The organism is Streptomyces sp. NPDC056479 (assembly GCF_042795335.1).
In the GTDB taxonomy this organism is placed as follows: domain Bacteria; phylum Actinomycetota; class Actinomycetes; order Streptomycetales; family Streptomycetaceae; genus Streptomyces.
Map to the genome: position 1 here is coordinate 84,553 of NZ_JBHTRZ010000001.1, position 22,924 is coordinate 107,476.

Below are 22,924 nucleotides of genomic sequence, written 5' to 3' on the forward strand. Positions count from 1 at the left end.
AGATCCAACGCCGATCAACGGCCCACCAACAGGCACCGTCCCCACGACACCGGCATCCGGCGCCCCGTAGGCGACCGAGCCATCACAACGGAGGCCAGATGAACGGCTGCGTACTCCATGTCGTCGGCACCCGGCCGAACTTCGTCAAGGCCGCGCCGGTCGTCGCCGCTCTCGGCACGGCGGGCTGTGACCAGGTGCTCGTCCACACCGGGCAGCACTACGACGAGCGGATGTCGGACATCTTCTTCCGGCAGCTCGGCCTGCCCGAACCCCACACCGACCTGGGCGTCGGCTCCGGCAGCCACGCCCGGCAGACCGCCGACCTCCTGGTGGCCCTGGAGGGCGAACTGACCGCCCGCGCACCCGCCCTGGTCACGGTGTACGGCGATGTGAACTCGACGCTGGCCGCCGCGCTGGTCGCCGCCAAGCTGGGAGTGCCGGTCGCACACGTCGAGGCGGGCCTGCGCAGCTTCGACATGACGATGCCGGAGGAGGTCAACCGGCGTCTGGTCGACCAACTGGCGGAGCTGCTGTTCGCCACGAGCCCCGAGGCCGTCGGTCATCTCGCCCGCGAGGGCGTCGCCGCCGAGCGGGTGCACCTCGTCGGGAACCCGATGATCGACACCCTGCTCACCCATATGGAGCAGTTCGACGCGGAGAGCGTCCGCGCGGCCCACGGGCTGCCCGAACGCTACGGCGTCATCACCCTGCACCGGCCCGCCAACGTGGACGACCCGGAGGCCGCCAAGGCGGCCGCCCGTGTCCTGGCCGAGGCCGCCCGTCATCTCGACCTCGTCGTACCGCTGCACCCGCGCGGCCGCGAGGCACTGCGCGCCGCGGGCCTCGCGGACGCCCCGGGCATCCATCTTTTCGACCCGCTCGGCTACGTCGAGTTCATGAGCCTGGTGCGCGGCGCCGCCGCGGTGATCACCGACTCCGGCGGCGTCCAGGAGGAGACGACCGTCCTCGGCGTCCCGTGCCTGACCCTGCGGACCACGACCGAACGCCCGGTCACCGTCACCCACGGCACCAACCGGCTGGTGCGGCACGGGGAGCTCGTGCCCGCGCTGCGCAAGCTGCTGGACGGCGGGGGAGCGGCGCCGGCGGAGGGACCGCCGCTGTGGGACGGCCGGGCCGGCGCCCGGATCGCCCGTGTGATCACCGGGTGGCTGGAGCGCCATGGCTGACGACACGCTCACCCACGACGGCACGCTCACCCGTCCGAGTACCGCCGCGCGACGGTACTGGGACGCCCGGCACGCCGACCACGACGAGCTCGCCTCGGGCGGGCACATCGGCCTCGACCGCCCCGGCAACGAGATCTTCTACGCCCAGCGGCTCGGCACCCTGCTCGAACTCGTCGGCGACCTGTCCAGCGCCGCCGCCCCCTTGTTCGTGCTCGACGCCGGCTGCGGCAAGGGGTACTTCGCCCGTGCCATGGCCCGCTGCGGCCACCGGGTCGACGCCTTCGACGCCAGCCCGACCGCCGTCGACCACGCCCGCGCCGAGGGCGGCGGCCCGCGCTACGCCGTCGGCACCCTCGACGAGTGGCGCAGTCCCTGGCCGTACGACATCGTCGTCTGCGTGGACGTCCTGTTCCATGTGCTGGACGACGAGGAGTGGGCGGCCGGCCTGCGCAACCTCGCCTCCCTCGTCCGCGTCGGCGGCCGGCTGATCGTCACCGACGAGGACACCGCCCACCGCACGCCCCGCGGCGCCTACATCGTGCACCGCCCGACCGCTGCCTACCGCGCCGAACTCGAGCCGCTCGGCCTGCGGCACACCCTCTTCAGGCCGTACGGCTTCCGGGAGAACCGGGTCGGCTTCCACGTCTTCACGAGGACCCGCTGATGCGTCTGACCGATCTGCTCCATCCGCACCTGGACGCCGTCACCACGGTGGTGGACGCGACCGGCGGCGGCCTGAGCCTCGAGCCCTACCTGCATCTGCCGCCGGGCGTCGCCCTGCGAGACGATGACGAACGGCCCATCGCCGACACGGAGTTGGCCCTTCTCTCCTACGGCCCCGACGCCGAGCTGCACGGCAGCGAGGACGCCTGCCGCGCCGTACTGGCACGGATGCGGCCCGGCGCGCGCGGACTGATCGTGTTCGGGCACGGCGGCTCAGAGCTGCCCTACCACCGGCTGCTGGACCATCTGGTGGCCCACCGCTGCCAGGTCCTGCGCGCGGCGCCGCTCGACTACGTCCATCTGCACGCGGGCGCGGTCATCGCCCGCACCGACGAACTCCTTCCGCCGCACGACTTCTTCGGCCGGCCCGTCCCGTCCGACGGTCACGCCACGGCGCTGCGGATCGCCGACGAGTACGTCTTCGCCGACCTCGCCTCCCGGTCGATGCGCGCCCGGCTGCTGGACCTCGAAACGGCAGCCGAGGAGGCGGAACGCATCCGGGAGGCATCCGGGCAGGACGGGCTCGCCGACAGGCTGGCCGCCGCCGTACGGGAGAAGGAGCAGCTCGCCGCCGCGCTGCGGGGCGCCCGGGACCGGGTCGATGTGCTGCAGGCGCGCGTGGCCATGCTGGAGGGCTCGACCTCGCTGCGGGTCGGAAAGGCCCTGGTGACGGCGGCGCGGTCGCCGAAGCGGGGCGCGTCTCGGCTGCCCGGGGAGCTGTACGGACTGTGGCGGGGCCGGCGTCGGGCCGCCGTACGGGTGGCCGACGGCGGGCCGAAGCCGCAGGCCGAGCCCGAAGCACCCGTCGACGACCGGTTCCACCTCGCCCATCGCGCCCTGACCGCGGCCCCCCGTGACCGCCTGGTCGTGGCCGGTGTGCTCACGCCCGCCACGGCGGAGGACTTCGCGGCGGACGTGGCGGTCAACCGTCTGCTGCCGCACGACGGGCGACTGCTCGTGCAGCGCACCGATCCGGACGTGCTGGTCGTGCAGCTCAGCGCCTGCACCGGTGAGGGACCGTGGTGGCTCACCGGCACCGGACTCGCCCCCGATCTCGACCGCACCCTCGCCGAACTGCTCGCCGAAACCCGGGCGTTGGGGCGGTCGGCGGTGCTGTGGCGGGACGGTCCCGCCTCCGCCGCACCGGGGCTCGCCCGGCTCGCCTGGGACGCCGTCGTCGACGCCGACACCGGAGTCCGGCTCGGTCGCCTCGATGCGGCCGCTCAGGGCAGGGAGCGGCTGCGCGAGGTGTTCCGGGCCGACAGCACCCGGGTACGGCTGTCGCGGCTCGCGCGGCTGACCGGCGCCCCGGATCCGCTGGACGAGCGGCGCGTCGCCGTGCTGGCCGCGCCCCGAGGCCGGACCGACATCGCCCGGCTCGTCGGCCAGGTACTCGGCCAACTGCACCGCCCGGCCGAGGTCGTCGTGCCCGATCCGGCGGGCCTCGACGAACTCACCGCCGCCGGAGTGACCGTACGCCGGGGACCGCCCCTGGCGCCCTGGGTCGCCGACTGGACGGACCTCACCGAGGACCGGCCGGACACCCTGCTGCTCGATCTGCTGTGCGCGCAGGAGTATTCCGGCGCCGACGCGGTGGGCCACACGCCGACCGCCGACGACTACCTCTTCGTACCGTCGCTGCGGCCCCTGCTGATGCGCCGGTCGCTGCACATGTCCGGTACGGAACCCGGCAGTTGGGCGGGGCAAGGGCATCGACTGTTCGCCGTGCGCGGGAAGGAGCCGTCATGAGCCGTACGCTGCGGGCGCTCGTCTACGGCGACGTCGACCTCAATCTCATCGACGGCTCCGCCGTGTGGGCGCAGTCCACGGTGCAGGCGCTGTCCCGGGCGGGCTGCCAGGCCCGGCTCGTTCTCAAGTCCCCGGTCCGCACGGGCCGGTTGACCGATCCGCTGGCCGAGCTGCCCGGCGTCACCCTGGTGCGTCCGCACGAGGAGCGGCTGCTGCCGGGCCTCGTCGACCGGCCCATGTCGCCGGTGCAGGCCTCGGAGGTGCTCGCCCGGCTCGACGAGGAGGACCCCTGCGACCTGCTGGTGCTGCGGGGCCGCCGGCTGGTCACCCGGATCGTGGCCGACGGCATGTTCGACGGACGGATCTGGGCCTACCTCACCGACATCCCGCAGTCCGCCGCCGAGATGACCGAGGCGGCCCGCGCGGACCTGGTGCGGATCGCCGAGGCCGCCGACCGGCTGCTGTGCCAGACCGAGGAGTTGCGCTGCTTCCTGGAGACCTGGGTGCCCGAGGCCTGCGGCAAGTGCGTGCTCAGCCCGCCCGCCGTACCCGAGCCGGGCTTCGAGGTGCCGGAGCGCGACGACCCGCACGATCCGCTGCGGCTCGTCTACACCGGCAAGTTCGCGCCCCGCTGGAACACCCTGCCCATGACGCGGCTGCCGCAGCTGCTCGCCGAGCGGGGCGTCCGCGCCGAACTGCACACCGTCGGCGACAAGATCCACGACGACCCGGGCCACCCCGACTTCCAGGCCGACATGGCGCGGGCGCTGGCCGCCACCCCCGGCGTCCAGCACCACGGCGGACAGCCCCGCGAGGAGGCCATGCGCATCGCCGCGGACTGCGACGTGGGCCTGGGCTGGCGGGACCCGGTGCTCGACGCCAGCCTCGAACTGTCCACCAAGGTTCTGGAGTTCGGCGCCCTCGGCCTGCCCGTGGTCCTCAACCGCACTCCGGCGCACGAGACGCTGCTCGGCACCGACTACCCGCTGTTCGTGCCCGGACACGCCGGACTCGACGATGCCGCCGACACCGTCGCCCGGGCCGTGCGTGAGCCGGAGGCCAGGCGTCTCGCGGCCGACCGGTGCCGCGACGCCGCCCGGCAGTACACGCTGGACGGAGCGGCCGCCCGCTGGCGCGCCCATCTCGACCGGGCCTTCCCCGCCGCGCCCTCCGGGGTGACGGCACGTCAGCGGCCCTTGCGCGTGGGTGTCGCCGGACACGATCTGAAGTTCCTCACCCGGCTGCTCGACCACTTCCGCGCACTGCCCGGCCTGGAGGTACGGGTCGACGCCTGGCCCGCACTGTCCCGGCACGACCCGGACGCCGGCCGTGAACTCGCGGACTGGGCGGACGTGGTGGTCGTCGAGTGGTGCGGCCCGGCCGCCGTCTGGTACAGCCGCCACAAGCGGCGCGGCAGCCGGCTGATCGTACGGCTGCACCGCTTCGAGCTGGACGCCCCCTGGCCCCGCCAGGTCGACATCGACGCCGTCGACCGGGTGGTGTGCGTCAGCCCGTACTACGCCCGCCGCACCCGCGAGCACACCGGCTGGCCCGAGTCGAAGGTCGTGGTCGTGCCGAACTGGGTCGACACCGACCAGCTCGACCGCCCCAAGGCACCGGGCGCCCATCACCGCCTCGGCATGATCGGCATCGCCCCCAGCCGCAAACGCCTCGATCTCGGCCTCGACGTACTGGAGGCGCTGCGCGCCGACGACCGGCGCTGGCATCTGTCGGTCAAGTCGAAGCCGCCCTGGGAGTACTGGTGGATCTGGAACAAGCCCGAGGAGCGTGCGCACTACGAAGGCGTGCTGCGCCGGATGCAGACCTCGCCGCTGCTCGAAGGGGCCGTCGTCTTCGACACGTTCGGACCGGACGTGGCGGGCTGGCTGCGACGGGTCGGGCATGTGCTGTCCACCAGCGACGACGAGAGCTTCCACCTCGCGCCCGCCGAGGGCATGGCCTCCGGCGCCGTACCGTCACTGCTGCCGTGGCCCGGCGCGGACGAGATCTACGACCGGCGGTGGATCCACGACCACCCCGAGGCGATGGCCGAGGCCATTGCCGCGCTGGGTGAGGAGGACTGGCGCTCCGCCGCCGAACTGGCCCGCACCCAGGTACGGGAGGGGTTCTCCCTGGACCGGGTCGCCGAGACCTGGACCGAGCTGCTGGTATCGGGCTGAGGCCCCGAGTCCCCGGAGCCGTCACGGCGTCCGGGGACTCGGGCGGGTCGCGAGAGTCAGGCCGCGACCTTCGCCGGCTGCGCGACCTGCCCGGCCGCCCGCTCGCCGAGCTGCTCCGTCGGGACCTTGGCGGTCTCGCGGGCGGACACCGCGGCCACGACCGGCGGCACGCACAGCGCCGCCGTGAACAGGGCCACCGAGAACCAGTCGTCGCCGTCCGGGCCCGCGATCTGCGCGGCGAAGGTGACCGCGAAACCGGCGACCGCGAAGCCGATCTGGGTGCCGATCGCCATGCCGGACAACCGGACCCGGGTGGAGAACATCTCGCCGTAGAAGGACGGCCACACACCGTTCGCGGCGCTGTAGACCACACCGAAGGCGACGATGCCCAGCAGCAGGATCAGCGGGTAGGAGCCGGTGGAGATCGCCCACAGGTAGAGGAACATCGTCACCGCGCTGCCGGCCGCGCCGATCAGATACACCGGTCGGCGGCCGATGCGGTCCGACAGGGTGGCCCACAGCGGGATCGCGCCGAGCGCCACCAGGTTGGCCAGCGCGCCCACCCACAGCATGGCGGACCTGTCCATCCCGACCGAGTCGCTGGTGGCGTACGACAGCGCCCACACCGTGAAGATCGTGCTGACCGAGGCGACCAGCGCACCCGCGATCACCCGCAGTACGTCCGCCCAGTGCTCCCGCATCAGCACCGCGAGCGGCAGCTTGACGACGCCCTCGGCGGCGGCCTGCTGCTCGAACGCCGGCGTCTCGTCCAGTGTGCGGCGGATGACATAGCCGACGACGGCGACCGCGACACTCATCCAGAACGGCACCCGCCAGCCCCACGACATCAGCTGCTCGTCGGGCAGCGCGGCAATGGGGATGAAGACCAGGGTGGCCAGCAGCTGCCCGCCCTGGGTGCCGCTCAGCGTGAAGCTGGTGAAGAAGCCGCGCCGGTGCGGTGGCGCGTGTTCCAGCGTCATCGAGTTCGCGCTGGCCTGCTCGCCCGCCGCCGAGATGCCCTGGAGCACGCGGCACAGCACCAGCAGGACGGGCGCGAGGGTGCCGACCTGGTCACGGGTGGGCAGACAGCCGATGAGGAACGTCGACACGCCCATCAGGATCAGCGTGAAGACCATGATCTTCTTACGGCCCACCCGGTCCCCGAAGTGTCCGAGGAACAGCGCGCCCACCGGACGGGCGGCGTACGCCACACCGAACGTGGCCAGCGACAGCAGGGTCGCCGTCGCCGGGTCGGACTCGTCGAAGAAGACCTCGGGGAAGATCAGCGCGGCCGCGCTGCCGTAGATGAAGAAGTCGTAGTACTCCAGGGCGCTGCCGATCCAGGCAGCCGTGGCCGCCTTCCTCGGCTGGCCGGCGGGGGTGTCGGGGACGGACACAGGGGTGCTCCTTCGAGGGAACTCCACCATAGGGGGAGTGAGTGGAGAGGAAGAGGCGCCGGATCCCTGGGGTGACGGGTCGGCCGCGCCGGGAGCTACCCGGCTAATTAACCCACTGGATAGTTAGTAGCGGATGGCCAGTGATGTTGCGCCGACGTTTCCCGGGTGTCAAGAGGTCGCGTCGAAGGATCTTGTCGCGGCGGGTGTGACGGTCAGTCCCCGGCCCGGGGTGCCGTCAGGTATGCGATCACCATGTCGCCGAGCATCGCGCGGTAGTGCTCGCGCCGGGCCGGGTCCACCAGGTCGCGGCCGAACAGGGCGCCGAACGTGTGCCGGTTGGACACCCGGAAGAAGCAGTAGGAGCTGATCATCGCGTGCAGGTCGACGGCGTCGACGTCGGCCGTGAACAGCCCGGACTCCCGGCCCGACGCCAGGATCCGGCGGATCACGTCCAGAGCCGGTGAGCCGATCTTGCCGAGCTTCTCGGAGGCGGCGATGTGCTCGGCGCCGTGGATGTTCTCGATGCTGACCAGGCGGATGAAGTCGGGGTGCTGCTCATGGTGGTCGAAGGTCAGCTCGGCCAGCCGGCGGATGGCCGCCACCGGGTCCAGGTGCTCGACGTCGAGCTGCTGCTCGGTCTCCCGGATGACGCCGTACGCCCGCTCGAGGACGGCCGTGAACAGTTGCTCCTTGCCGCCGAAGTAGTAGTAGATCATCCGCTTCGTGGTGCGGGTGCGGGCGGCGATCTCGTCCACGCGGGCGCCGTCGTAGCCGGCGCGGGCGAACTCCTGCGTCGCCACGTCGAGGATCTCGGCCTTGGTGCGGGCGGCGTCACGGATCCGCCCGTTCGCGCGTGCCGGCTCTTCGACGCTGGTCATCGGCTTCCTTCGGCGAGGGACGAGCGTGCCCGGATGGCCCGCCCGCGTGCCGGTGATTGTAGAAGCCCTTCCGGCAGGTGTGCCGGGTGAGGTCTTCCCAATCTCCCTTGCCGCCTGCTATGACTAACTCACCAGTTCGTACATTAGTGAGCCGCTCAGGAGGTCCCCCGGTGGCCAAGGACACCAAGGACTCGTATCTCGTCGGGCTGATCGGGTCCGGCATCGGCCCCTCGCTCAGCCCGGCGCTGCACGAGCGGGAGGCCGGCCGGCAGGGCCTGCGCTATCTGTACCGGCTCATCGACATCGACACCCTCGGCGTGCCGCCCGAGGCGGTGGGCGACCTGGTGCGGGCCGCCCGTGACCTGGGCTTCGACGGGCTCAACATCACCCACCCCTGCAAGCAGCTCGTCATCGGGCACCTGGACGCGCTCGCCCCGCAGGCCGAGGCGCTGGGCGCGGTCAACACCGTCGTCTTCGAGGACGGCCGGGCCGTCGGCCACAACACCGACGTCACCGGCTTCGCCGCGTCCTTCGCGCGCGGACTGCCCGACGTACCGCTGGAGCGGGTCGTGCAGCTGGGCGCCGGGGGCGCGGGCGCGGCCGTGGCGCACGCCATGCTGACCCTCGGCGCCGAGCGGGTCACGGTCGTCGACGCGCTCACCGACCGCGCCGCCGATCTCGCCGCCGCGCTGAACGGGCACTTCGGCGCCGGCCGCGCGGTCGCCGCCACCCCCGACGCGCTCCCCGCACTGCTCGGCCGGGCCGACGGCCTCGTGCACGCCACCCCCACCGGCATGGCCGCCCACCCCGGACTGCCCCTCGCGGCCGAGCTGCTCCACCCCGGGCTGTGGATCGCCGAGGTCGTCTACCGCCCGCTGGAGACCGAGTTGCTGCGCACCGCCCGCGCGATCGGCTGCGCCACCCTGGACGGGGGCGGGATGGCCGTCTTCCAGGCCGCCGACGCGTTCCGTCTGTTCACGGGCCGGGAGCCGGACAGCGCGCGCATGCTCGCGGACATCGCCGAACTGGCCGGAGCCGTAGGAACCCCCAGGTAGGAAGAGGTACCGGCATGCGTACATCCATCGCCACCGTCTCCCTCAGCGGATCCCTCACAGAGAAGCTCGCGGCCGCCTCCCGGGCCGGCTTCGACGGTGTGGAGATCTTCGAGAACGACCTGCTGGCCAGCCCGCTGACCCCGGAGGAGATCCGTGCGCGCTGCGCGGACCTGGGGCTGAGCATCGACCTCTACCAGCCGATGAGAGACATCGAGGCGGTGCCCGCCGACGAGTTCGCCCGCAATCTGCGCCGCGCCCGGCACAAGTTCGAGCTGATGCGCAGGCTCGGCGCGGACACCGTGCTCGTCTGCTCCAGCGTCCATCCGCTCGCCGCGGACGACGACGCGCTCGCCGCGTACCACCTGCGGCAACTCGCCGATCTGGCACAGGAGTCCGGCATCCGGGTGGCATACGAGGCGCTCGCCTGGGGACGGCACGTCAACACATACGCCCACGCCTGGCGCATCGTCGAGGCCGCCGACCACCCGGCGCTCGGCACCTGCCTGGACAGCTTCCACATCCTCTCCAGGAGTTCCGAACCCAAGGACCTCGAAGGCATCGCCGACATCCCCGGCGAGAAGATCTTCTTCCTGCAGCTCGCCGACGCCCCGCTGCTCGCGATGGACGTCCTGCAGTGGAGCCGCCACTACCGCTGCTTCCCCGGCCAGGGCGGCTTCGACGTCGCCGGGCTGGTACGCCACGTCCTGCACACCGGATACGACGGCCCGCTCTCCCTGGAGGTCTTCAACGACGTCTTCCGCCAGGCCGACGCCGGCCCGACGGCCGTGGACGCCCACCGTTCCCTGCTGGTCCTGCAGGAGACGGTCGGCGTCACCACCCCGCCGGAGCCCGTCGTCCCCACCGGCGTCGCCTTCGCCGAACTGGTGACACCCGACGCCGAACCGCTCTGCGCCGTACTCGGCGCCCTGGGCTTCACCCGCACCGCACGCCACCGCGGCAAGCCGGTCGACCTCTGGCAGCAGGGCGAGGCCCGCCTCCTGGTCAACACCTCCGGCGCCGCCCGCCGAAACGGCACCGGCCTCGCCGCGATCGGCCTGGAGTCACCGGACCCGACGGCCGCCGCCCGCCGCGCCGAGGCCCTGCTGGCCCCCGTCCTGCCCCGTCGCCGCGCCGCCGAGGACGCCCCGCTCGACGCGGTCGCCGCACCCGACGGCACGGAACTGTTCTTCTGCGCCACGGACCGCCCCGAACTGCCCAACTGGCGCGCCGACTTCGCGGAGGTCGAGCACGGGCCCGCGACCGCGGGCGTCCACCGCATCGACCACCTCGCCCTCACCCAGCCCTGGCACCACTACGACGAGGCCGCCCTCTTCCACCGCAGCGTCCTCGGCCTTCACGCCCAGGAGAGCGTCGACGTCGCCGACCCGTACGGCCTGCTGCGCAGCCGCGCCGTCACCAATACCGACGGCAGCGTCCGCATCGCCCTGAGCGTCGGCGCGGCGCCCACCGACGACACCGTGCACGCCCAGCACATCGCACTGGCCACGGACGACGTGGTCGCCGCCGCCCGCCGGTTCCGGGAGGCGGGCGGGCGCCTGCTGCCCATCCCCGCCAACTACCACGACGACCTGGCCGCACGGCACGGGTTCGCGGACGGCGAGCTGGAGACGTATCGCGAGCTCGGCATCCTCTACGACCGTGACGCGCACGGCGAGTTCCGGCACTGCTACACCATGACCGTGGGCCGCGTCTTCTTCGAGCTGGTGCAGCGGGACGGCTACCGGGGTTACGGCGCCCAGAACGCGCCTGTACGGCTGGCCGCGCAGCACATCGCGCGAGCGGTCATTGGCGGCTGACGGTGCGGGTCACACCGGCGACGACCGTGGTGGCCAGGATCCAGCCGATCAGGACGAGGGCGTACGCCAGGGCCTGTTGCCCGCCCTCCGGGGCGAAGGCCGGCTCCTGCCCGAAGGAGATCACCGGCAGCAGCAGGTCGAGGGTGTAGAAGACCGGGTTGAACTGCGGTGCCTCGTCCGCCTTCAGCGGGGGCGGGGCGTCCAGCGCGAACGCGACCGAGCCGACGGCGAGCAGCGACAGCAGCCAGCCGAGCGCCCGCATCGGCCGGAAGCCGTAGCCGACCGTCGCGTCCTGGACATGGCCCCACAGCCGGCCGTACCAGGGCAGGGTGGTGCGGTGGCGGCGCTGCTTGGCGAGCTGGACGAGACGGGCGGCGTGGTCGTCGCCGGTACGGCGGTAGGCGGCGGTCAACTGCTCGTATCCGTGCGGGTCGAACGTGTCCTCGTCCCGCTCCAGCATGGGCAGCCGCAGCTCGGGCGGCACATGCGGGGTGAGGGACGTGTAGGTGAGGTCGAGCAGGCGGACCTGGTCCGGGAGCATCTCCGGGTCCAGGTTGAGGTGTTCGATCTGCGAACTGCGCAGATTGAGCATGCCCTCGATCCGCGGGCCTCTGCGCAGCCACACCTCGCCGATGACACAGCTGCTCGCCCGCATCGCGGTGCCGCCGGGGTTGGACAGCCGGCTGTACAGCAGGTCGAGCCGGCCGGGTATGCGGGCCCCGCGCATGTCGATACGGCCGCGGGCACGCAGCCGTCGCCAGAGCACATTGGCGCCCACCTCGAGAGCATCCGCGTCGATGACGTTGCCGTCTGGGTTGCTGAGCTCGGCGTCCTCCAGGTCGAGCGACCCCGCGACAGTGGCGCCGTCCAGCCGGATCCGGCCTTGCACGCGCAGGTGACGGGCGCAAAGATCGTCGTCGATGGTGACCTGGTTGAGCTGAAGCACGGGCTCTGCCGCGTCCGTGGCGGTGATTTCGGCCTCGTCCAGGAACAGAGCTCCGGAGATCTGCGCTCCGCCGAGGCGCACCGGTCCACCGATCCGGCAGCGGGTCAGTCGCACGCTGCCGTCGACCCTGCTCCGCGCGGCCGCCAGGCCGGGCAGCACCGAGTCGCGCAGGCTGAGATAGTTGAGCTGGGCACCTGCCAGGCGAGGGGCCGCGTCGAAGCGGCAGTAGCCGAGGCGCACCACGCTGTCGACGGTCGCGTAGCGCAGGTCCAGTTCGCCGGTGATCCGGGCCCCCAGCACCTTCAGGGCCGCCACTTCGCCCGGTTCCCGGGGGCCGTTGAGGAGCAGCGCCCGCAACACGGCTGCCCGGACCGTCCGTTCAGGCGCGTCTTCCTCCCCCTCCGGGCGGAGGTCCACGGTCGTTCCCGTGGCGAAGGCCCGCCAAACTCGCTGTTCGGCCGGTGTCAGATCGTTGATCTCCATCGGCCACGACTCTGGCGGGCCCGCTCACGCAGTGTCAACCGGCTATGCCCGTACGTTCAGTTCCGCGACCACCGGCCGCCCATGCTCCATCGACAGCCGGCTCACCGTGCCCGTCGCCAGTTGGAAAAGGCGCCCGTCCGCCGGGGCCAGGCCCAGGCGGCGGGCCGTCACGACGCGCAGGAAGTGGCCGTGGGCGACGAGGATGACGTCGCCGTCGGCGAGCGCCGCCTCGACGCGGGACAAGACCCGGTCGGCGCGGGCCCCGACCTCGGCCGGTGACTCACCGGGGTGCTCGGCGGGGCCCGGTGCCACCCCGTCGGTCCACAGGTACCAGTCGGGGCGGGTGCGGTGTATCTCGACGGTGGTGACGCCCTCGTAGCGGCCGTAGTCCCATTCGTGCAGGTCGGGGTCGGGTACGGCCCCGGTCACGCCGGCCAGTTCGGCGGTGCGGACCGCGCGGCGCAGGGGGCTGGTGAGGGCGAGCGAGAAGGTCCGGCCGGACAGCAGGGGGGCGAGGGACTTGGCCTGTTCCTCGCCGTCCTGGGTGAGGGGCAGGTCGGTGAAGCTGGTGTGCTGCCCCGACCTGCTCCACGGCGTCTCACCGTGGCGGACCAGAAGGAGATCCCCCACGGCTCGCTACTCCTTCGACTCGACGGCGTGGCCGCCGAACTGGTTGCGCAGCGCCGCGATCATCTTCATCTGCGGGGAGTCGTCCTGGCGGGAGGCGAACCGGGCGAACAGTGACGCCGTGATGGCGGGCAGCGGCACCGCGTGGTCGATGGCCGCCTCGACGGTCCACCGGCCCTCGCCGGAGTCCTGCGCGAAGCCCTTCAGCTTCTTCAGGTGCTCGTCCTCGTCGAGGGCGTTCACCGCGAGGTCCAGCAGCCAGGAGCGGATGACCGTGCCCTGCTGCCAGGAGCGGTACACCTCGCGGACGTTGTCCACCGAGTTGACCTTCTCCAGCAGCTCCCAGCCCTCGGCGTAGGCCTGCATCATGGCGTACTCGATGCCGTTGTGGACCATCTTCGAGAAGTGCCCGGCGCCGACCCGGCCCGCGTGGACATAGCCGTACGGCCCCTCCGGCTTGAGCGCCTCGAAGATCGGCTTCAGCGGCTCCACGTGCTGCTTGTCGCCGCCGACCATCAGCGCGTAGCCGTTCTCCAGGCCCCACACACCGCCGGAGACGCCCGCGTCGACGAAGCCGATGCCCTTGATACCGAGTTCGGCGGCGTGCTTCTCGTCGTCCGTCCAGCGGGAGTTGCCGCCGTCGACCACCGTGTCGCCCGCGGACAGCAGGTCCTTGAGCTCGTCGACGACGCCCTGGGTGGCGGTGCCGGCCGGGACCATCACCCACACCGTGCGCGGCGCGTCGAGCTGCTGGACCAGCTCTTCGAGGCTCTTGACGTCGGAGACGTCGGGGTTGCGGTCGTAGCCGATGACGGTGTGGCCGGCGCGGCGGATCCGCTCGCGCATGTTGCCGCCCATCTTGCCGAGACCGATGAGACCGAGCTGCATGTCAGTTCACTTCCTTGAGTTCACGGTAAGCGGCCACGAGGGCGGCGGTGGAGGCATCCAGACCGGGGACTTCCGCGCCCTCGGTGAGCGCGGGTTCGACCCGCTTGGCGAGGACCTTGCCCAGTTCCACGCCCCACTGGTCGAAGGAGTCGATGTTCCAGATCGCGCCTTGCACGAACACCTTGTGTTCGTAGAGGGCGACCAGCTGGCCGAGGACCGACGGGGTCAGCTCGCGGGCGAGGATCGTGGTGGTGGGGTGGTTGCCGAGGAAGGTGCGGTGCGGGACCTGCTCCTCGGGCACGCCCTCCGCCCGCACCTCGTCCGCCGTCTTGCCGAAGGCGAGCGCCTGGCCCTGGGCGAAGAGGTTCGCCATCAACAGGTCGTGCTGCGCCTTGAGTTCGTCGCTCAACTCGGCGACCGGACGGGCGAAGCCGATCAGATCGGCCGGGATCAGCCGGGTGCCCTGGTGGATCAGCTGGTAGTAGGCGTGCTGCCCGTTGGTGCCGGGCGTGCCCCACACCACCGGTCCGGTCTCCCAGCCCACGGTGTGGCCGTCACGGTCCACCGACTTGCCGTTGGACTCCATGTCCAGCTGCTGCAGATACGCCGTGAACTTCGACAGGTAGTGCGAGTACGGCAGCACCGCATGGGACTCGGCGCCGAAGAAGTTGACGTACCAGATGCCCAACAGGCCCAGGATCAGCGGGGCGTTGGCCTCGGCGGGCGCGTTCCTGAAGTGCTCGTCGACGAGGTGGAAGCCGTCGAGCATCTCCCGGAAGCGCTCCGGGCCGATGGCGATCATCAGGGACAGACCGATCGCCGAGTCGTAGGAATACCGCCCGCCGACCCAGTCCCAGAACTCGAACATGTTGTCCGGGTCGATGCCGAAGGCGGACACCTTCTCGGCGTTGGTCGACAGCGCGACGAAGTGCCTGGCGACCGCCTTGTCCTCACCGCCGAGTCCGGCCAGCAGCCAGGAGCGGGCCGAGGTGGCGTTGGTGATCGTCTCGATCGTGGTGAATGTCTTGGACGCGACGATGAACAGGGTCTCCGCCGGGTCCAGGTCGCGGACCGCCTCGTGCAGGTCGGCGCCGTCCACGTTGGAGACGAACCGGAAGGTCAACTCCCGTGCCGTGAACGGGCGCAGCGCCTCGTACGCCATGGCCGGCCCGAGGTCGGAGCCGCCGATGCCGATGTTGACGACGTTGCGGATCCGGCGGCCGGTGTGGCCGGTCCACGCGCCGGAGCGGACGCGGTCGGCGAAGTCGCCCATCTTGTCGAGCACGGCGTGCACCTTGGGCACGACGTTCTCGCCGTCCACCTCGATCACCGCGTCCCGCGGCGCCCGCAGCGCGGTGTGCAGCACCGCCCGGTCCTCGGTCACGTTGATCTTCTCGCCGCGGAACATCGCGTCGCGCAGCCCGGACACATCGGTGGCGGCGGCCAGTTCGCGCAGCTGGGCGAGGGTCTCGTCGTTGATCAGGTGCTTGGAGTAGTCGATCCGCAGATCGCCCACGCGCACGACGTACCGCTCGGCGCGGGAGGGATCGGCCGCGAACAGCTCACGCAGCCGCGGGCGCTGGAGCACATCCGCGCGGTGGTCCTCCAGCGCGGCCCACTCGGGGCGCCGGGTGAGCTTGGGGGTCTCAGCCATGAGAGGACGTCTCCTTGGTCGCCTCGCCCCGCAGGGCGATGGCGTACATCTCGTCCGCGTCGAGGCGCCTGAGCTCCTCGGCGATGAGTTCGGAGGTGGTGCGGACCTTCAGCGCGAGGGTGCGCGACGGCTGGTCCGGCAGGGACAGCGTGGCCAGCGGTCCCTCGGGACGGTCGATGACGATCTCGCCGTTCTCGGTGCCCAGCCGCACGCCCGTGACGACCGGACCGGCGGTGACCACCCGCTCGGCGGTGACATGGAGGCGGGCCTCCAGCCAGCGGGCCAGCAGCTCGGCGGCCGGGTTGTCGGCCTCGGCCTCCACGGTCGCCGAGACGATCGGCACCCGGGCCTGGTCCAGGGCCGCGGCGAGCATGGAGCGCCAGGGGGTGAGCCTGGTCCAGGCGAGGTCGGTGTCGCCGGGCGCGTAGGAGCGGGCGCGCACCTCCAGGTCCGACAGCGGGGTCTCGGTGGTGTACAGATCGGTGATCCGGCGCTGGGCGAGCGCGCCCAGCGGGTCCTTGGAGGGGTTGTCCGGCGCGTCCACCGGCCACCACACGACGACCGGCGCGTCCGGCAGCAGCAGCGGCAGCACCACGGAGTCGGCGTGCTCGGACACCTCGCCGTACAGCCGCAGCACGACCGTCTCGCCGGTGCCGGCGTCGGCGCCCACCCGGACCTCGGCGTCGAGGTGCGAGCGGGTGCGGTCGCGCGGGGTGCGGGCGTGCCGCCTGATCACGACCAGGGTGCGTGCGGGGTGCTCGTGCGAGGCCTCCTCGGCCGCCTTGATCGAGTCGTAGGCGTTCTCCTCGTCCGTGACGATGACCATCGTCAGGACCATGCCCACGGCCGGCGTGCCGATCGCGCGGCGGCCCTGCACCAGCGCCTTGTTGATCTTGCTTGCCGTGGTGTCGCTCAGGTCGATCTTCATGGCCTGCGCCAGCTCCGTCCGTCTCGTGCGAGCATCTCGTCCGCTTCCTCGGGTCCCCAGCTCCCGGACGCGTACCGCGCCGGCCTGCCGTGCGTGTCCCAGTACTCCTCGATCGGGTCGAGGATCTTCCAGGACTCTTCCACTTCCTGGTGACGGGGGAACAAATTGGCGTCCCCGAGGAGGACATCCAGGATGAGCCGCTCGTACGCCTCCGGGCTGGACTCCGTGAACGACTCGCCGTAGGCGAAGTCCATCGTCACGTCCCGGATCTCCATCGACGTGCCCGGCACCTTCGAGCCGAACCGGACCGTCACGCCCTCGTCCGGCTGGACGCGGATGACGATCGCGTTCTGGCCGAGTTCCTCGGTGGCGGAGGAGTCGAACGGGGAGTGCGGCGCCCGCTGGAAGACGACGGCGATCTCCGTCACCCGCCGCCCGAGCCGTTTGCCGGTACGCAGGTAGAACGGCACGCCCGCCCAGCGCCGGTTGTCCACGTTCAGCCTGATGGCGGCGTAGGTGTCGGTCTTCGACCCCGGGTCGATGCCGTCCTCGTCGAGGTATCCGAGCACCTTCTCGCCGCCCTGCCAGGCGCCCGCGTACTGCCCGCGCACGGTGTGCTCGCCGAGCTCCTCCGGCAGCTTCACCGCCCTGAGGACCTTCAGTTTCTCGGTGAGCAGCGAGGCCGCGTCGAAGGCGGCCGGCTCCTCCATGGCGGTCAGTGCCATCAGCTGCAGGAGGTGGTTCTGGATGACGTCACGGGCCGACCCGATGCCGTCGTAGTAGCCCGCCCGGCCGCCGATGCCGATGTCCTCGGCCATCGTGATCTGCACATGGTCGACGTACGACCGGTTCCAGATCGGCTCGAACATCTGGTTCGCGAACCGCAGCGCCAGGATGTTCTGGACGGTCTCCTTGCCCAGGTAGTGGTCGATCCGGAAGACCTGCTCCGGGTCGAACACGTCGTGCACGATCGCGTTCAGCTCACGGGCGCTCGCGAGGTCCCGCCCGAACGGCTTCTCGATGACCGCCCGCCGCCAGGACCCCTCGGGGGCGTCCGCCAGGCCGTGCTTCTTGAGCTGCTGCACGACCTTGGGGAAGAACTTCGGCGGTACGGAGAGATAGAAGGCGTAGTTGCCGCTCGTGCCGCGCGCCTTGTCCAGCTCCTCGACCGTCTGGCGCAGCTGCTCGAAGGCCATGTCGTCGTCGAAGTCGCCGGGGATGAACCGCATGCCCTCGGAGAGCTGCTGCCAGACCTCCTCACGGAACTCCGTACGGGCGTGCTCGCGCACCGAGTCGTGCACGATCTGCGCGAAGTCCTCGTCCTCCCAGTCCCGGCGTGCGAAGCCGACCAGCGAGAAGCCCGGCGGCAGCATGCCGCGGTTGGCGAGGTCGTACACGGCCGGCATCAGCTTCTTGCGGGACAGGTCACCCGTGACCCCGAAGATCACGAGCCCGGACGGGCCGGCGATCCGGGGGAGCCTGCGGTCCCGGGTGTCGCGGAGCGGGTTGTCCCAGTCGGGGGTCTCCCGGTCGGAGGTCATTCTGCGTCAGCTCCCTTGCTGCCGAGCGACTTCTTGACGGCGTCCAACAGGTCCTGCCACGCCACCTCGAACTTGGCGACGCCCTCGTCCTCCAACCGGGTGACGACGTCGTCGTACGAGATCCCGAGCGCCTCCACCGCGGCCAGGTCGGCGCGGGCCTGTGCGTAGCCCCCGGTCACCGTGTCGCCGGTGATCTCGCCGTGGTCGGCGGTGGCGTTCAGCGTGGCCTCGGGCATCGTGTTGACGGTGCCGGGCGCGACCAGCTGGTCCACGTACAGGGTGTCCCTGTAGGCGGGGTCCTTGACGCCCGTGGACGCCCACAGCGGGCGCTGCTTGTTGGGCCGGGCGCCGGCGAGGGCCGTCCAGCGGTCACCGGAGAAGACTTCCTCGTACGCCTCGTAGGCGAGCCGCGCGTTCGCCAGCGCCGCCCGGCCCTTGAGCGCGAGGGCCTCGTCCGTACCGATCGCCGTCAGCCGCTTGTCGATCTCGGCGTCGACGCGGGAGACGAAGAAGGAGGCCACGGAGTGGATGTGGGAGAGGTCCAGGCCCTTGGCGGCGGCCTTCTCCAGACCGGCCAGGTAGGCGTCCATGACCTCGCGGTAGCGCTCCAGGGAGAAGATCAGCGTGACGTTGACGCTGATGCCCTGGGCGATGACCTCGGTGATGGCGGGGAGTCCCGCCCTGGTCGCCGGGATCTTGATCATCACGTTGGGCCGGTCGACCAGCCAGGCCAGCTGTCCGGCCTCGGCGACGGTGGCCGTCGTGTCGTGGGCGAGGCGCGGGTCGACCTCGATGGACACCCGGCCGTCCCGGCCGTCGGTGGCGTCGTACACCTGCCGCAGGATGTCGGCGGCGGCGCGGACGTCGGCGGTGGTCATCATGCGCACGGCCTCATCGACCGTGACGCCCCGCACCGCGAGGTCGGCGAGCTGCTCCTGGTAGCCCTCGCCGGAGCCGATGGCGGCCTGGAAGATGGACGGGTTGGTGGTGACGCCCACGACATTCCGGTCGGCGATCAGCTCGGCGAGGTTGCCGGACTCGATCCGCTTGCGCGAGAGGTCGTCCAGCCAGATCGAGACGCCCTCGTCGGCAAGTCGCTCGAGGATTCCCGCGGTTGGGGTCGCTTCGGTGGTCACAGTGATCATCTTCTTTCTGCGTTCGGATCAACCGCGGGCGGCGGCCAGGCCCGTAGTTGAATTCAATGCAGCCCTTGCGGCGGCGGCGACGTTCTCGGGGGTGAAGCCGTACTCGGCGAACAAGGTCTTGGCGTCGGCGGAGGCGCCGAAGTGCTCCAGGGAGACGATGCGCCCGGCGTCGCCCACGAACCGGTACCAGGTCAGCCCGATACCGGCCTCGACAGCGACCCGAGCCTTCACGGCCGGCGGCAGCACGCTCTCGCGGTACTCGCGCGGCTGCTGCTCGAACCACTCCACGGACGGCATCGACACCACCCGCGTGCCGATCCCCTCGCCCTCCAGCCGCTCGCGCGCGGCGACGGCGAGCTGGACCTCCGAGCCGGTGGCGATGAGGACCACGTCGGGAGTCTCGGTGGACGAGTCACGCAGGACGTAACCACCCTTCGCCGCATCCGAGTCGGGCGCGTACGTCGGCACGGCCTGGCGGGTCAGCGCGAGGCCGTGCGGGGCCGGGTCGGCGGAGTGCCGGCGCAGGATCTCGGCCCAGACGATCGCCGTCTCGTTGGCGTCGGCGGGGCGGACGATGTTCAGGCCCGGGATGGCGCGCAGCGAGGCCAGGTGCTCGACCGGCTGGTGGGTCGGACCGTCCTCACCGAGGCCGATGGAGTCGTGCGTCCAGACGTACGTCACCGGCAGCTGCATCAGGGCGGACATGCGCACGGCGTTGCGCATGTAGTCCGAGAAGACCAGGAAAGTGCCGCCGTAGACACGGGTGTTGCCGTGCAGGGCGATGCCGTTCATCTCGGCGGCCATCGAGAACTCGCGGATGCCGAAGTGGACGGTACGGCCGTACGGGTCGGCCTCGGGCAGCGGGTTGCCCTTCGGCAGGAACGAACTCGTCCTGTCGATGGTCGTGTTGTTCGACCCGGCGAGGTCGGCGGAGCCGCCCCACAGCTCGGGGAGGACGGGGCCGAGCGCCTGGAGCACCTTGCCGGACGCGGCGCGGGTGGCGACCGACTTGCCCTCCTCGAAGACCGGGATCGCGGACTCCCAGCCCTCGGGCAGCTGACCCGCGACGATCCGGTCGAACAGCCGGGCACGTTCGGGGCCGGCGGTGCGCCATGCTCCGAGCTGCTTGTCCCAGGCCGCGTGGGCCTCGGCGCCCCGGTCCAGGGCGCGGCGGGTGTGGGCGAGGACCTCGTCGGTGACCTCGAAGGACCGCTCGGGGTCGAATCCGAGGATGCGCTTGGTGGCGGCGATCTCGTCCGCGCCGAGCGCGGAGCCGTGCGAGGCCTCGGTGTTCTGGGCGTTGGGGGCGGGCCAGGCGATGATCGTGCGCATCGAGATGATCGAGGGGCGCTCGGTCTCGGCCTGCGCCGCCCTGAGCGCCGCGTACAGCGCGTGCACGTCGATGTCGCCGCCGAGGGCCGGCTCGATCCGCTGTACGTGCCAGCCGTACGCCTCGTAGCGCTTCAGCACGTCCTCGGAGAACGCGGTCGCGGTGTCGCCCTCGATGGAGATGTGGTTGTCGTCGTAGAGGAAGACGAGGTTGCCGAGCTTCTGGTGGCCGGCGAGGGAGGAGGCCTCGGCGGAGACGCCCTCCTCCAGATCGCCGTCGGAGACGATCGCCCAGATGGTGTGGTCGAACGGGGACTCGCCCTCGGGAGCCTCCGGGTCGAACAGACCGCGTTCGTAGCGGGCGGCCATCGCCATGCCGACGGCGTTGGCGACACCCTGGCCGAGCGGGCCGGTGGTGGTCTCCACGCCGGCGGTGTGGCCGTACTCGGGGTGCCCCGGCGTCTTCGAACCATGGGTCCGGAAGGCCTTGAGGTCGTCGAGCTCCAGCTCGTACCCGGCGAGGAAGAGCTGGGTGTAGAGGGTCAGCGACGTGTGGCCGGGGGACAGAACGAAACGATCCCGTCCGGTCCACTCAGGGTCGGCGGGATCGTGACGCATCACCTTTTGAAAGATCGTGTACGCGGCCGGGGCCAGGCTCATCGCGGTGCCCGGGTGGCCGTTGCCGACCTTCTGTACCGCATCCGCCGCCAACAGGCGCGCTGTGTCGACGGCACGCCGGTCCAGTTCGGTCCATTCGAAAGTGTCCGGTGTTTGCGTGCTCATCTTCAAGAAGTCCTCGATCGGAGCGAAGTGGCTGGTCCAACGCGTTCAAAAGTAAAAGTCTGACTTTTGAGAGGGAAGGTCGGTGTGTGTCAGGCTGTGGTGAAAGTGGGACACGGCGCAGCACGCGGCGCACGGCTGAGCGCGGGCCGTGCACGACTGAGACGGCATGAGACGGACATGGTGGACACAAGGGCCCAAGGCGGCCAGGCGATACGGACCTTTCCGTTCCCGGTCGATCTGAGCGTCCTCGGCGTCGGCATGCAGGTGGGCCGGATGGGCGCAGGCCGCACCTGGCACGCCGCCGAAGCACCCCTGGAGCGGGTCCACCGCATCGATTTCCATGTCGTGATGCTCTTCAGCGAGGGCCCCGTGCACCACATGATCGACTTCGCCGAGTACGAGGCGGGGGCCGGCGACCTGTTGTGGATCCGCCCCGGCCAGGTCCACCGCTTCTCCGGGACCGGCGGCTATCGGGGCACCGTCCTGACCATGCAGCCGGGTTTCCTGCCCCGCGCCACGGTCGAGGCCACCGGCCTCTACCGCTACGACCTCCCGCCCCTGCTCCACCCCGACGACGCGCAGCTCACCGCCCTCCGCTCGTCCCTCGCCCAACTCCAGCGCGAGTACGAGGACACGACGACCCTCCCCCTGAGCCTGCACACCGCGGTGCTGCGTCATTCACTGACCGCGTTCCTGCTGCGCCTGGCCCATCTCGCCGCTAGCTCGGCGGAGGCCGCGCGCCATCAGGGCGACACGACGTTCACCCTCTTCCGGGACGCGGTGGAGCAGGGCTTCGCCACCAATCACAGCGTCAGCGCCTACGCCGACCAACTCGGCTACTCCCGCCGCACCCTGGTGCGCGCGGTCCGCGCCGCGACCGGCGAGACGCCCAAGGGGTTCATCGACAAGCGGGTGATCCTGGAGGCCAAGCGGCTCCTCGCCCACACGGACCTGCCGATCGGCCGAGTCGGAGCGGCGGTCGGGTTCCCGGACGCCGCGAACTTCTCCAAGTTCTTCCATCAGCACACGGAGATGACGCCGGCGGCGTTTCGCGCCGAGTTGAGCTGACGCTCCCGCGCCCCTTCGGGGGCGTTGCGGCGAGGTCCCTTGACAGGGGGATCCCGTGCACCTACGAAACCGTCATGACAGCCAGCAATCAAGACAATGCGGACTCCACTTCCGTGTCCGTGCCGGATGCGGACGCCCCAGCGGCCGGGGCCACGGCCGTCCTCCTGGAACGCCTCGCCGAAAAGCTCGGCGGCCGCGCCTCCGTCACCGCCGTGTACGGCGAACCCGTCACCGTCGACGTCCTCACCGTCATCCCGGTCGCCAAGGTCGGCTTCGGCTTCGGCGGCGGCGCGGGACGCATGGTCGAGGGCGCCAAGGCCGGTGACGGCGGAGGCGGCGGGGGAGGGGTGGAGGCCAGGCCCCTCGGCTACATCGAGATCCGGGACGGCGCGGCGACGTACAAACCGATCCGGGACCCCTGGGGCGACATCGTGCTCCCCCTCGCCGCCCTCCTCCTGGGCACCGCCCTGCCGAAGGCCGTCCGTGCGCTGCGGCGCGGGCGCTGAGCGCGCCGATGCCCCGCGGCGGCGGCCTCGCGGGGCATCG

At 71.4% G+C, this 22,924-nt stretch carries 18 protein-coding genes; 8 read left to right on the forward strand and 10 right to left on the reverse strand.

The genetic code is table 11. The features are described 5' to 3' along the window. Positions 1 to 98: 98 nt before the first annotated feature. From wecB to ACFQ6S_RS00375, 4 genes are read left to right on the forward strand one after another with little or no spacing between them, the layout of a single operon-like run. Positions 99 to 1,187 (forward strand): non-hydrolyzing UDP-N-acetylglucosamine 2-epimerase, encoded by a 1,089-nt coding sequence (gene wecB, locus ACFQ6S_RS00360; RefSeq protein WP_383401224.1) that lies wholly within the window; start codon positions 99 to 101, stop codon positions 1,185 to 1,187. Next, positions 1,180 to 1,851: a class I SAM-dependent methyltransferase gene (locus ACFQ6S_RS00365; protein WP_383401226.1), complete on the forward strand. Its 672-nt coding sequence runs from the start codon at positions 1,180 to 1,182 to the stop codon at positions 1,849 to 1,851. The genes wecB and ACFQ6S_RS00365 overlap by 8 nt, the downstream gene beginning before the upstream one ends. After that, a complete protein-coding gene (locus ACFQ6S_RS00370) occupies positions 1,851 to 3,659 on the forward strand; it encodes a hypothetical protein (RefSeq protein WP_383401227.1) in 1,809 nt (602 codons plus the stop codon). The genes ACFQ6S_RS00365 and ACFQ6S_RS00370 overlap by 1 nt, the downstream gene beginning before the upstream one ends. Beyond that, entirely contained in the window at positions 3,656 to 5,839 is a 2,184-nt protein-coding gene (locus tag ACFQ6S_RS00375) for a glycosyltransferase (protein WP_383401229.1), read from the forward strand. Before ACFQ6S_RS00370 ends, ACFQ6S_RS00375 begins: the two co-directional genes overlap by 4 nt. Positions 5,840 to 5,895: 56 nt before the next feature. Here ACFQ6S_RS00375 and ACFQ6S_RS00380 read toward each other — a convergent pair whose 3' ends face one another. Continuing rightward, positions 5,896 to 7,236, reverse strand: a complete 1,341-nt coding sequence (locus tag ACFQ6S_RS00380; protein ID WP_383401231.1) for an MFS transporter — start codon at positions 7,234 to 7,236, stop codon at positions 5,896 to 5,898. Between the two features lie 212 nt (positions 7,237 to 7,448). Continuing rightward, positions 7,449 to 8,114, reverse strand: a complete 666-nt coding sequence (locus ACFQ6S_RS00385; protein WP_383401233.1) for a TetR/AcrR family transcriptional regulator — start codon at positions 8,112 to 8,114, stop codon at positions 7,449 to 7,451. Between the two features lie 170 nt (positions 8,115 to 8,284). Here ACFQ6S_RS00385 and ACFQ6S_RS00390 point away from each other — a divergent pair, with 170 nt between their 5' ends. Beyond that, complete coding sequence (locus ACFQ6S_RS00390; RefSeq protein ID WP_383401235.1) at positions 8,285 to 9,169, forward strand: shikimate dehydrogenase; 885 nt, start codon at positions 8,285 to 8,287, stop codon at positions 9,167 to 9,169. Between the two features lie 14 nt (positions 9,170 to 9,183). After that, positions 9,184 to 10,986, forward strand: a complete 1,803-nt coding sequence (locus ACFQ6S_RS00395) for a bifunctional sugar phosphate isomerase/epimerase/4-hydroxyphenylpyruvate dioxygenase family protein (protein WP_383401237.1) — start codon at positions 9,184 to 9,186, stop codon at positions 10,984 to 10,986. On the opposite strand, the gene ACFQ6S_RS00400 is transcribed toward ACFQ6S_RS00395, so the two are convergent. The 8 genes from ACFQ6S_RS00400 to tkt are packed head-to-tail and all read right to left on the reverse strand — an operon-like array spanning position 10,973 to position 21,310. Next, the gene (locus ACFQ6S_RS00400; protein ID WP_383401238.1) at positions 10,973 to 12,415 is read right to left on the reverse strand and encodes a membrane-associated oxidoreductase; all 1,443 of its coding nucleotides are present in this window, start codon (positions 12,413 to 12,415) and stop codon (positions 10,973 to 10,975) included. The genes ACFQ6S_RS00395 and ACFQ6S_RS00400 overlap by 14 nt on opposite strands. A gap of 42 nt (positions 12,416 to 12,457) precedes the next feature. Beyond that, entirely contained in the window at positions 12,458 to 13,045 is a 588-nt protein-coding gene (locus ACFQ6S_RS00405; RefSeq protein ID WP_383401240.1) for a histidine phosphatase family protein, read from the reverse strand. A gap of 6 nt (positions 13,046 to 13,051) precedes the next feature. Then, a complete protein-coding gene (gnd, locus tag ACFQ6S_RS00410; protein ID WP_383401241.1) occupies positions 13,052 to 13,930 on the reverse strand; it encodes a phosphogluconate dehydrogenase (NAD(+)-dependent, decarboxylating) in 879 nt (292 codons plus the stop codon). Between the two features lies 1 nt (position 13,931). Then, positions 13,932 to 15,584 (reverse strand): glucose-6-phosphate isomerase, encoded by a 1,653-nt coding sequence (gene pgi, locus ACFQ6S_RS00415; RefSeq protein WP_383401243.1) that lies wholly within the window; start codon positions 15,582 to 15,584, stop codon positions 13,932 to 13,934. After that, positions 15,577 to 16,512 carry a glucose-6-phosphate dehydrogenase assembly protein OpcA gene (gene opcA / locus ACFQ6S_RS00420; protein ID WP_383401245.1) on the reverse strand — a complete coding sequence of 312 codons (936 nt, stop codon included), beginning with the start codon at positions 16,510 to 16,512 and terminating at the stop codon, positions 15,577 to 15,579. The genes pgi and opcA overlap by 8 nt, the downstream gene beginning before the upstream one ends. Next, positions 16,509 to 18,053: a glucose-6-phosphate dehydrogenase gene (zwf, locus tag ACFQ6S_RS00425; protein ID WP_383401247.1), complete on the reverse strand. Its 1,545-nt coding sequence runs from the start codon at positions 18,051 to 18,053 to the stop codon at positions 16,509 to 16,511. The genes opcA and zwf overlap by 4 nt, the downstream gene beginning before the upstream one ends. Further along, positions 18,050 to 19,198, reverse strand: a complete 1,149-nt coding sequence (tal, locus tag ACFQ6S_RS00430; RefSeq protein ID WP_383401249.1) for a transaldolase — start codon at positions 19,196 to 19,198, stop codon at positions 18,050 to 18,052. The genes zwf and tal overlap by 4 nt, the downstream gene beginning before the upstream one ends. Before the next feature lie 18 nt (positions 19,199 to 19,216). After that, the gene (gene tkt, locus ACFQ6S_RS00435; RefSeq protein WP_383401250.1) at positions 19,217 to 21,310 is read right to left on the reverse strand and encodes a transketolase; all 2,094 of its coding nucleotides are present in this window, start codon (positions 21,308 to 21,310) and stop codon (positions 19,217 to 19,219) included. A gap of 177 nt (positions 21,311 to 21,487) precedes the next feature. Between tkt and ACFQ6S_RS00440 the strand changes: the two genes are divergently transcribed. Both ACFQ6S_RS00440 and ACFQ6S_RS00445 read left to right on the forward strand, forming a co-directional pair. Next, the gene (locus ACFQ6S_RS00440) at positions 21,488 to 22,378 is read left to right on the forward strand and encodes an AraC family transcriptional regulator (protein WP_383401252.1); all 891 of its coding nucleotides are present in this window, start codon (positions 21,488 to 21,490) and stop codon (positions 22,376 to 22,378) included. 74 nt (positions 22,379 to 22,452) lie between these two features. Next, positions 22,453 to 22,884, forward strand: coding sequence for a spore germination protein GerW family protein (locus ACFQ6S_RS00445; RefSeq protein ID WP_383401254.1), 432 nt, complete (start codon positions 22,453 to 22,455; stop codon positions 22,882 to 22,884). Positions 22,885 to 22,924 lie beyond the last annotated feature (40 nt).

Coding starts and splice junctions, on each gene's coding strand:
- wecB (WP_383401224.1), top strand. CDS start 99: ATGAACGGCTGCGTACTCCATGTCGTCGGCACCCGGCCGAACTTCGTC.
- ACFQ6S_RS00440 (WP_383401252.1), top strand. CDS start 21,488: ATGGTGGACACAAGGGCCCAAGGCGGCCAGGCGATACGGACCTTTCCG.
- ACFQ6S_RS00365 (WP_383401226.1), top strand. CDS start 1,180: ATGGCTGACGACACGCTCACCCACGACGGCACGCTCACCCGTCCGAGT.
- zwf (WP_383401247.1), bottom strand. CDS start 18,053: ATGACCTCCGACCGGGAGACCCCCGACTGGGACAACCCGCTCCGCGAC.
- ACFQ6S_RS00370 (WP_383401227.1), top strand. CDS start 1,851: ATGCGTCTGACCGATCTGCTCCATCCGCACCTGGACGCCGTCACCACG.
- pgi (WP_383401243.1), bottom strand. CDS start 15,584: ATGGCTGAGACCCCCAAGCTCACCCGGCGCCCCGAGTGGGCCGCGCTG.
- tkt (WP_383401250.1), bottom strand. CDS start 21,310: ATGAGCACGCAAACACCGGACACTTTCGAATGGACCGAACTGGACCGG.
- gnd (WP_383401241.1), bottom strand. CDS start 13,930: ATGCAGCTCGGTCTCATCGGTCTCGGCAAGATGGGCGGCAACATGCGC.
- opcA (WP_383401245.1), bottom strand. CDS start 16,512: ATGAAGATCGACCTGAGCGACACCACGGCAAGCAAGATCAACAAGGCG.
- ACFQ6S_RS00400 (WP_383401238.1), bottom strand. CDS start 12,415: ATGGAGATCAACGATCTGACACCGGCCGAACAGCGAGTTTGGCGGGCC.
- ACFQ6S_RS00375 (WP_383401229.1), top strand. CDS start 3,656: ATGAGCCGTACGCTGCGGGCGCTCGTCTACGGCGACGTCGACCTCAAT.
- tal (WP_383401249.1), bottom strand. CDS start 19,198: ATGATCACTGTGACCACCGAAGCGACCCCAACCGCGGGAATCCTCGAG.
- ACFQ6S_RS00395 (WP_383401237.1), top strand. CDS start 9,184: ATGCGTACATCCATCGCCACCGTCTCCCTCAGCGGATCCCTCACAGAG.
- ACFQ6S_RS00385 (WP_383401233.1), bottom strand. CDS start 8,114: ATGACCAGCGTCGAAGAGCCGGCACGCGCGAACGGGCGGATCCGTGAC.
- ACFQ6S_RS00445 (WP_383401254.1), top strand. CDS start 22,453: ATGACAGCCAGCAATCAAGACAATGCGGACTCCACTTCCGTGTCCGTG.